The 9,531-nt window shown below is 64.7% G+C and carries 9 protein-coding genes; 3 read left to right on the top strand and 6 right to left on the bottom strand.

From position 1 onward, the window contains the following. From AC3AYF_RS02210 to gmk, 3 genes are all read right to left on the bottom strand, one after another. On the bottom strand, positions 1–217 hold a 217-nt coding region (locus AC3AYF_RS02210; RefSeq protein ID WP_487779353.1), incomplete at its 3' end, for an HD domain-containing protein. Between the two features lie 113 nt (positions 218–330). Beyond that, positions 331–588, bottom strand: coding sequence for a DNA-directed RNA polymerase subunit omega (rpoZ, locus tag AC3AYF_RS02205; RefSeq protein WP_075561565.1), 258 nt, complete (start codon positions 586–588; stop codon positions 331–333). 250 nt (positions 589–838) lie between these two features. Continuing rightward, complete coding sequence (gmk, locus tag AC3AYF_RS02200; protein ID WP_295035185.1) at positions 839–1,501, bottom strand: guanylate kinase; 663 nt, start codon at positions 1,499–1,501, stop codon at positions 839–841. Positions 1,502–1,674: 173 nt separating this feature from the next. On the opposite strand from gmk, the gene AC3AYF_RS02195 reads away from it, so the two are divergent. Further along, complete coding sequence (locus AC3AYF_RS02195) at positions 1,675–2,883, top strand: MFS transporter (protein ID WP_295035187.1); 1,209 nt, start codon at positions 1,675–1,677, stop codon at positions 2,881–2,883. 67 nt (positions 2,884–2,950) lie between these two features. Beyond that, entirely contained in the window at positions 2,951–4,000 is a 1,050-nt protein-coding gene (pyrC, locus tag AC3AYF_RS02190) for a dihydroorotase (protein WP_487779352.1), read from the top strand. 95 nt (positions 4,001–4,095) lie between these two features. On the opposite strand, the gene AC3AYF_RS02185 is transcribed toward pyrC, so the two are convergent. The 3 genes from AC3AYF_RS02185 to AC3AYF_RS02175 form a co-directional block, all read right to left on the bottom strand. After that, complete coding sequence (locus tag AC3AYF_RS02185; RefSeq protein WP_487779351.1) at positions 4,096–6,210, bottom strand: TonB-dependent siderophore receptor; 2,115 nt, start codon at positions 6,208–6,210, stop codon at positions 4,096–4,098. A gap of 62 nt (positions 6,211–6,272) precedes the next feature. Then, the gene (locus AC3AYF_RS02180) at positions 6,273–7,439 is read right to left on the bottom strand and encodes an ABC transporter substrate-binding protein (RefSeq protein WP_295035191.1); all 1,167 of its coding nucleotides are present in this window, start codon (positions 7,437–7,439) and stop codon (positions 6,273–6,275) included. Positions 7,440–7,553: 114 nt separating this feature from the next. Further along, positions 7,554–8,468, bottom strand: a complete 915-nt coding sequence (locus AC3AYF_RS02175) for a LysR substrate-binding domain-containing protein (RefSeq protein WP_295035192.1) — start codon at positions 8,466–8,468, stop codon at positions 7,554–7,556. Positions 8,469–8,606: 138 nt separating this feature from the next. Between AC3AYF_RS02175 and AC3AYF_RS02170 the strand changes: the two genes are divergently transcribed. Beyond that, positions 8,607–9,470, top strand: a complete 864-nt coding sequence (locus AC3AYF_RS02170) for a hypothetical protein (protein ID WP_295035194.1) — start codon at positions 8,607–8,609, stop codon at positions 9,468–9,470. Positions 9,471–9,531: the final 61 nt, after the last annotated feature.

The raw sequence follows: 9,531 nt of genomic DNA, 5'->3' as shown, positions 1-9,531 counted from the left end.
CGTGCAGCATGGCGGCCATCAGGCTCTGATGGTCCATGTGCATGTTGGCGAGGATATTTGCGACGGCGAGCGGGTGGGTGACGTAGGGCTCGCCGGAGCGGCGCTGCTGGCCGTCGTGGGCCTGTTCGGCATAGTAGAAGGCGCGTTTGACCAGCTGAATCTCGTCGTCGGGGAGATAGCCGCCGAGGCGATCGGCCAGGTCATCGATGGTGAACATGCGGCGCGCCTATTTTTTCGTTAACGACCCGTTTTTCATTGTCCGTCCGGCAACCGGCTCCATGGGGATCACGCCAACGGCCCGGTAGCCCTCGGTCATGCCAGGAGGCTGGCTCAGATGTCGTATTCCTGGGTCGGCTCGGGACGCGGGCGCGGCGGCGCGGCTTCGACCGGCTCGTCGAGAATGCTGTCGCCGATCTGGCCGGTGGCGATTTCGCGCAGTGCCATGACGGTCGGCTTGTCGTTTTCCCACGGCAGCAGCGCATCGCGGGAGCCGCGCGCGAGCTGGCGGGCGCGTTGGGACGAGATCATTACCAGCTTGAAACGGTTCTCGATGTGGTCCAGACAATCTTCGACGGTCACTCGTGCCATGAGGGTAGCCCTGCCAGAAATGGGTGAACGCGCCCCGGATTGCGGGGTCTGCGGGACCGAGCAGTCTACTGGAGTCGCGCGTTGTCTGACAAGAGTCCTCAACGCGCGGCAAGAGTCCTCAACGCGCGGCAAGAGCCCTCACCGCGCGGCAAGAGCCCTCCACGCGCGGCAAGAGCCCTCAACGAGTGACAAGAGTCCTCAACGCGTGACAAGAGCGCGCAACGACCGGCAGCAGCCCGCCGGTGGCGGTTCAGTCGAGGCCGTTCAGCAGCTCGTCGAGCAGCGTCGCATGACGTGCCCGCATCTTTTCGAGGCGCGACCGGCGTGCATGAACGATGCACTCGAGCTCGGTCAGGGCGTGCTCGAAAGTGTCGTTGATGATGACATGCCCGTACTCGTCGTAATGCGACATCTCGCTGACCGCGTCACGCATGCGCCGTTCGATCACTGCCTCGGCGTCGGTGCCCCGCCCGGAAAGCCGCTCGCGCAGCGCTTCCCGCGACGGTGGCAGGATGAAGATCGACTCCGCGTCCGGTGCCTGCTCGCGAACCTGCCGGGCGCCCTGCCAGTCGATTTCCAGAATCACGTCCTCGCCCACGGCAAGGCGCTTCTCGACCTCGACCCGCGAAGTGCCGTAGTGGCGGTCGAAGACCCAGGCGTGCTCGAAGAATTCGCCGCGCTCGACCATCGCCTCGAACCCCGGCTGATCGACGAAGTGATAGTTGACGCCGTCCTGCTCGCCGGGGCGCATCGCCCGCGTGGTGTGGGAAACCGAGACGCCGATGCCCGCGTTGCGCTGGAGCAGGGCGCGGACCAGGCTGGTCTTGCCGGCACCGGAGGGCGCGGAAATGATGTAGAGCGTGCCGACTGCCGGCGTGGCGGTGGCGTGCGATGCGGAAGTACTTTGCGACATGGCGAGACGGCCGTGAGGAAGTGCGTGAAGCGGCTCAGTATGCCATGAATCGAAGCGATTGGGGCGGCCCGGCGGGTTCGGTCGTGCGCTAGAATGGTAGCGGTCGGCGAGTCTCGCCAGGCATTCGAGATCACTCGACGATGCCCAACCCGATTCCACTTCGAAGGAGTTCCATGGCCTCTTCACGACCTGCGGCGACCGGCAGCCCGGTCGCCTTCATCGGTGCCGCGTTCGCCTTCTTGCTTACCATGATCGGCACCACCATGCCGACGCCGCTCTACCCGATCTATCAGCAGCAGTTCGGCTTCTCCCAGCTGACGATCACGATCATCTTCGCGGTCTACGCCGCCGGCGTGATGGGCGCGCTGCTGCTGACCGGACGCTGGTCGGATCAGTTGGGGCGGCGTCCGATGCTGTTCGCTGGTCTGGCCGCCTCGGCGTTGAGCGACGTGGTGTTCTGGCATGCCGGCGGTCTCGGCATGATCCTGACCGGCCGCGTGCTATCCGGTATCTCGGCCGGCATCTTCACCGGTACCGCCACCGTCGCGGTGATGGAGCTGGTGCCCGACGCCTGGAAGCGGGTCGGCCCGCTGGTTGCCACCGCGGCCAACATGGGCGGGCTGGGGTTGGGGCCGATGCTCGCTGGGGTGCTGGCGGTGGCGTTCCCGATGCCGTTGATCCTTCCCTACGTCGTCCACCTCGCCCTGGTCCTGCTGGCCGTGCTCTGCCTCTGGCGGGCGCCCGAGACGGTGGATCGACCGGCGCGGATACGGCTGAGCGTGCAGCGGCTCGGCGTGCCCGAAGGGGTCCGCAGCGTTTTCGTCCCCGCGGCGATTGCCGCTTTTGCCGGCTTCATGGTATGCGGTTTCGCGACCTCGGTGACGCCAGCCTTTCTCGGCAAGGAACTTGGCCATCACAATCCGGCGCTGATCGGTTTCGTGGCCGGGCTGCTCTTCATCGCCTCCACCCTGGGGCAGATGGTGCAGGACAAGTTGCCCGAGGCCCGGCGTCTGCCGATCGGCTGCGGCGTCTTGCTGATCGGCGTGCTGTTGATCGCCTGGGGCATCGGCGCGAAAACGCTGACGGGGTTCATCGTCGGCCCTGTCGTCGCCGGCATCGGCCAAGGCATCGCCTTCCGTGCCGGGTTGGGCGCCATCGCGGCGGCAAGCCCGGCGGAGCACAAGGCATCGGTGGTCTCGACCTTCTTCGTGGTGGCCTACATCGCCATCTCGCTGCCGGTGATCGGCATCGGCGTGGTGGCTTCCGTCATCAGCCTGCAACTGACCGGGCTGTTGTTCGCGCTGCTGGTGGCACTGCTCTGCTGCGTGGCGCTGGCCATGCTGCTGCGGCCGTCGCGTCAGGGTGAATCGTCGGACGCCTGATCAGCCTGAGCGACAGGCTCTGGTATCATGAGCGCCGATTCGTTCCACCGACTGCCAGGAGTTCCCGATGACCGCTTCGCCCGACACGCTTCGCATCCGCCGCCCCGACGACTGGCACCTGCATCTGCGTGACGGCGAGGTGCTCGAGACGGTGCTGCCCTATACCAGCCGCACGTTTGCCCGCGCCATCGTGATGCCCAATCTGGTGCCGCCGGTGACCACGATCGAGGCAGCCAGCGCCTACCGCGAGCGGATCGTGGCGGCGACTCCCGCCGGCCACGACTTCACCCCGCTGATGACCTGCTATCTCAATGAGAGCGTCTCCCGCGAGACGCTGGAGCGCGGCCACGCCGACGGCCTGTTCACCGCCGCCAAGCTCTACCCGGCCAACGCCACCACCAACTCCCAGCACGGCGTCAAGCGCATCACCGACGTCTACCCGCTGCTGGAAGTGATGCAGCGGATCGGCATGCCGCTGCTGGTGCATGGCGAAGTGACGCGTGGCGAGATCGATATCTTCGATCGCGAGAAGCACTTCATCGACGAGGTGATGACCGACATTCGCCGCCAGTTCCCGGCGCTCAAGGTGGTGTTCGAGCACATCACCACCCGGGACGCCGCCCAGTTCGTGCTGGAAGGCGACGAATTCCTGGGTGCCACGCTGACACCCCAGCATCTGGCCCAGAACCGCAACGACATGCTGGTCGGCGGCATTCGCCCGCACCTCTACTGCCTGCCGATCCTGAAACGCCAGGAGCATCAGCAGGCGCTGCGCCAGGCCGTTGCCAGCGGCCACCCGCGCTTCTTCCTCGGCACCGATTCCGCCCCCCCCGTCACTGCCGCCAAGGAGACCGCCTGCGGCTGCGCCGGGGTGTTCAACGCCGAGGCTGCGCTCTCGGTCTACGCTGACGTGTTCGAGCAGGAGGGCGCGCTCCAGCACTTCGAAGCCTTCTGCTCCGAGAACGGCCCCCGTTTCTATGGTCTGCCGCTGAACGAAAGCCTCGTCACCCTGACGCGCCAGCCGACCCCGGTCGCCGAATCGGTGGGCGAAGGCGACAACACCTTCGTGCCCTATAAGGCCGGCGAATCGCTGAGCTGGAAGACCACGCTGAACTGATCGACGCTCCGCGCGTCACGCAGGCACTGACGTAACGGCCCGCTGGCTTGGCGCCAGCGGGCCGTTCGCTTGTCTGGCGTGGACTCGGCAACACACTAGAACGACACGCTGGCCTGCAGCGTGACCTCCAGTGGTTCGCCGACCACCACCCGGGTGTCGCCGATGCTGGAGGGGTAGTAGGTGGTATCGAACAGGTTGTGGACGTTGAGCTGCAGATGGGTGTTGTCGCCCAGCCAGCCGTTGTCCCAGGCAACGAAGGCGTCGGCGACGGTGTAGTCGTCGAGACTGAAGCTGTTGTCGGCGTCGCCCTCGCGGCTGCCGACGTAGCGCACCCCGCCGCCGACGCGCCAGCGCCCGAAGTCGGGATCGAGCCCCCGCTCCCGTGCCAGCAGCAGCGAAGCGGTGTGCCGCGCCACGTTGGGCAGCTCGTTGCCGGCCGTGCCGCCGTCGGCGTCCTCGAGTACCTCGGCATCGGTATAGGCGTAGTTGGCGAGGATCGACAGCCGGTCGGTCAACTCCCCCTGGGCGGAGAGCTCGATCCCCTTCGAACCGCTCTTGCCCACCGCCCGCGACACGCCGTTGTCGCTGACGACGACGTTCTCCTTGGTGATCTCGAAGTAGGCCAGCGAGGCCTGCAGCCGGTCGGCCAGGAAACGACGCTTGATCCCCGCTTCCCAGCCATGACCCTCCTCCGGATCGAAGCGCTGGCCGGTGTCGGCGTCGGGTTGGTTGGGCACGAACGATTCGCTGTAACTGGCGTAGAGCGAAGTCTGCGGCGTCAGCCTGTAGAGCAGGCTGGCGTGGGGCAGGAAGACATCATCCTGGGTATCGGTCTCGACCACGAACGGGCGGCCCTGGCCGCCATACTGCTCGGTATGCTGAAAACGCCCACCCAGGCCGAGAATCCAGCGTTCACCCAGATGGAGGTTGTCGTCGACGTAGGCGCCGGTGGTGTCGATCTCGTCGAGGCGATGACTGGTGCTGTCGAGATAGGTGGCGCCGTCCAAAGTCAGGTCGCCGCGGTTCGGATCGTAGATCGAGATCGTGTCGGTGGCGCCGCGATAACGGTCGGCGAGATAGTCGCGGCGGCGCTCGTGATCGATGCCGACGGTCATCTCGTGGCGAATGCCGGCCAGTTCGACGTCGCCCAGCAGCTCGGCGGCGGTATAGATCACGCGACGGTCGAAGCCATGATTGGCGTCGGCGCGACGCCTGGCGGTGCCATCCTCGGCAACGCTCAATACTCGCGGCTGGCCATCGTCGTACTGCCGCCGGTTCCAGCCGTAGGTCAGGCGGCTGGTCCAGGCGCCGTTCAGATCCTGCTCCCAGCGAGCGGTGAACGACTGATCGTGGCCGGTCACCCGCGACCAGTTCTCGTCGAACCGGCGCTTGCGCGGCACGTCGACGGGATCGCCGTCGACGAAGGCGGTGCCGCGATCCAGGGTCAGGTCGTAATCGCGATATTCGTAGGCGAACCACAGTCGGGTGTCGTCGTCCTCCCAGCTCAGCGAGGGCGCCACCACGGTCTGGCGGTTGTTGCCGAAGTCGCGCCAGTACTCCTCGTCCTGCTGGCCGACGATGAACCGGAACGCTGCGCCGCTGTCGCCCAGCGGACCGGTGACGTCGACGCTGGCATCGCCGCCGCCGAAAGAGGTGCCCTTGCCGCTGATGGTGCGCGCCCACTCGTATTGCGGCTTCTTGCTGACGATGTTGACCACCCCGCCGGGCTCCTGGATGCCGTAACGAAACGAGCTCGGCCCCTTGAGCACTTCGATCCGCTCGGTGGTGAATAGCGGAAAGGTATTGCGCGGCTGGCGGATGCCGTCGCGCAGGATCGAGCCGTCGCTGTTGCTGCCGAATCCCCGTTTGATGAAGCCCGCCTCGGTGCCGCCCATGGTGTTGCCCTGGGTGATGCCGTTGACGTACCCCATGGCATCGGTCAACGAATCGGCACCGATGTCGTCGAGCATCCGGGCGCTGACCTGGTCGACCGTGCGCGCCTGGCTCAGGAAGTCGGTGGCGCGACCGGTGACCATGCTGGTGGGGCCCGGGCGATAGGTGTCGTCGACCGGAGCCGCCGATGCCGCCTTGACGACCAGCGGGTCGAGGGCCGTGGCGCCGGTCTCGGCGGCCTGCGCCGCGGGGTGGTAAAGCACGGCCATCGCCAGCACCATCGGCGAGTACTGGCAGAGTCTGGAGGTGATACGCATGACAGGGGTTCCCGGAATGATCTCGTTATCGCGGGTCTCGAGACCCGTCGTTGGTGTTGCCGTCAAGGCGGGTCGCCGGCGTAGGTCGCCTGGAAAGTGCCGCTGGCATCGATCGGCATGAACCGGTGGTAGAGCGAGTCCAGGGTCTCTTCGGGGGCGAGCGCCGCGCATTGACGGGGATGGAGCCAGCCGGCAATGGCCTGCAGCGCCACCACCGAGAACGGCCCCTGGTGGTAGCCATGCCAGAGCGCATGGAAGCCGCCGTCGTTGACCGCCGACAGCGCCGGCCACCCCGGGCGACGGGCCACGACATCGGCCATGTCGCGCTGGGTATCGCTCTCATCGACGCCGAAGCCGGCGCGAATCGAGCCGCCCTTCGGCCACTGCGCGGCGGTGGCGATGATGAGGTCGGGGTCGCGGGACAGAATGGTTTCCGGATTGAGCACGTTCTCGGTGCCAGGGCTCATGCCGGCGGCGATGTTGTCGCCCCGTGCGTACGCCACCAGGTCGGCGAGGCCCGAGTCGAAGTTGCTGCGGCAGCAATCGACCTTGAGCCCGGGGGCGATATCGATCAGCACGCGGGGTCGACGGGTGACGGCAGCGAGACAGTCGTCGACCGCGGCCTGCTCGGTCTCGAGCTGCTGGATCATCGCATCGGCGCGAGGCTCGGCACCCAGGGCGCGGCCCAGCAGCCGCAACGAAGGGACGCTCTCCTCCAGTGGATGCTCACGGAAGTCGATGAACAGGATCGGGATCCGTAGTGCGTCCAGCTGTGCCAGCAGCGGCGAGGTCTGCAGTTCGCGGTAGCGCGAGGCATCGGCGACGATCAGGTCCGGGCCGAGGGTGACCAGGGCTTCGGCGCTGGGCATGGCGTTATTGGCCGTCCCCAGCGTCGGCAGGTCGGAGAGGGCGGGAAAGGCCGCCTCGAACCGGGACTGGGCCACCGGATCGAAGCTCACGAGCGAACCGCGCCAGCCGCTCATGCGCGCGACGGGATCGGGCAGCAGCGCGGCGAGGGCGAACAGGTGGCGTGGGTTGTCGAGGAAGATGCGCCGCGGCGGCGCCCGCAGCGTGAGCTCGTGGCCGGCCAAGTCGGTCAAGGTGACGGGGAAGTGGGGTGTTGCGCCAGGGTCGGTGCTCTCCGACGCCATTGCGGTCGTCGACCACAGCAGCGCTGAACCGATCGCTATGATGGCCAGGCCAAGACGGCTGGCGAAAAACGCACGCATCGTTTTTCTTCTATTTGATTAAAGATAATCATTATCATTGTTATTCGTGACACGGTCAACGCGGCGCTAGCCGCTCCTCGTTGATGCTGAAACCTCTTCGGGCCAGTGTGCCCATCACTTCATGGCGTCGCCTGACACTTGGTCGAGGGGATCGCTGCTCAGAAACTGCTCCCGGAGGCGTTGGCAAACGCGTGCCGACAAGCTATCGCCGGCGTCTTGAACGCGCTGCACGATCGAGACATGGACCGGCTTCAAGGCCGGCAGGGGAGTGGACGTGTCGACGGTGAACATCTCGTTCACGGAGGGCAGGTCCCGCAGCGGCAGCGCGGCCACGCCCAGTCCAGCACCTACCGCGCCCCAGACACTGGCCCGACTGTTGCTAGTGTAGACCGCCCGCCAGGGGTATCTGGCAGCGTTCAGTGCCTCCAGGGCTCTGGTCTGATAGCCGCAGCCATTGGCGAATGCCACCAGCGGTAGTGGTTGACCGGGCCTCAAGCTCAGTTCGCTGTGATGGACCCAGGCCAGAGGTTCGTCACGTAGCGGTTCTCCGATCAGTCGCGCATCCAAGGGGGCGTCGAGCCGGTTGACCAGTGCTAGGTCGATGCGCTCCACCGCTAGCCACTCCTCCAGTTCTCCCGACGAGGCGCATGCCACATGCCACTCGACTCGCGGATACTCGACCTGCAGCCGAGCTAGGGCCGGGGAGAGTGTGCGGTGCACGGTGTCGTCCGCGATGCCCAGATGGATATGCCCTTCGAGTCGAGAGGGTTCCAAGGCAGCGAGCGCCCGATCGTGCACCCTGAGCAGCTCTGTGGCGTGGTCGAACAGGCAACCGCCCAGGGCCGTTAGGTCGCCAACGCGGCCCTGCACGCGATGCAGCAACCGTCCTCCCAACTGATCCTCCAGTCGCTTAAGTTTCAGGCTGACGCTGGATTGAGTGCGGCATAGCCGCTGGCTCGCGCCAGTGAAACTGCGCACCTCGACGATGGCGACGAAAGTGCGTAGCAGATCGATATCGAGATCAGGCATTGGGAGCCTCTCGTAAACAGATTTTGAATTCTGGTAATTCAATTTTGAATGGGATGTTAAGAGCGCTAGTTTTCGAGTGATGGATTGGTAGAGAAAGATGGATATGAATTAGTCGACAACTCTCTTGAGGAATAGATTATGCAAAGCTTGGCCGACATCGTAAAGCCCGAGATCGATAGAGTGGAAGACGTCGCTATCAGAGAAGCCTTATTACAGTCTTATGAAAAATCCGCGCCAACGCTAAAAAGTATTCAGGAGAGTCTGCGGGAGATTCTCGAGACTGTATGGCCGGAAGATTCCCTGTGCCTTTTTTTCAAGAACTGGAGAAACCCGGCGGTCGGTGCAGGCAGTTTCTGCGCCTTGACTTGCAGGCTACTCGAAGCCGCGCTTGGTGAACGTCTGCCTAGTCGGCAGCAGCAGCTTTTCATGAGTGCCGCCAGGCTAGCCGAGGTTTCCTATGAAGATATGGGTCTGATGGGGAAAAATCATGGTGAACTATACGAAGAAATGGCGACGAACTTCTGTGGTCACGATAATTGGCGACTGGACCGTTATCGGCTCGAGGAGGCTACGCAATATCTAACAGCATGCAGAGAGTATCGTGAGCGCGGCGGCGATCTAGTGGAGGCTCTGATGATCTCCTTGGCGGAAGAACTTTACAATCACGGCGAGTTCACCTTCGTCGCCCCGCTTTTTAAGAAATTTCACGACGCCAGTCACGCTGCTGGATCGGGAAGCCGACAGGAGAACATGCGCTTTGTGCTAGAGCATATTGGCGGGACGGAAAGCGGCCATTTTTCCTATATGGTGGAAGGCCTTGAGCTCTACTGCGAGGCTAGCGGTCAACCAGTGGATGCCACACGACTGGCGCGTCGCAATTGCGAATTCCTGCAAGGAATGGATTCGATGTTTCGACATCTGCTAGAGGAAATGCGGGGCAGTGCGCAGGCAGGGAAAGACGTGTCTCGTCTCCAGTCTGACACCCCGGTCAGCGCCCTTTGACACACCGCTCGCCGCCTGGGCACGGTCACTCCTGGCGAGAAGGGCCTTCGTCCACATATCG

The organism is Salinicola sp., assembly GCF_982684285.1.
Note: the sequence above shows the minus strand (reverse complement) of the source record. Positions and strands in the feature narration are given on the sequence as shown.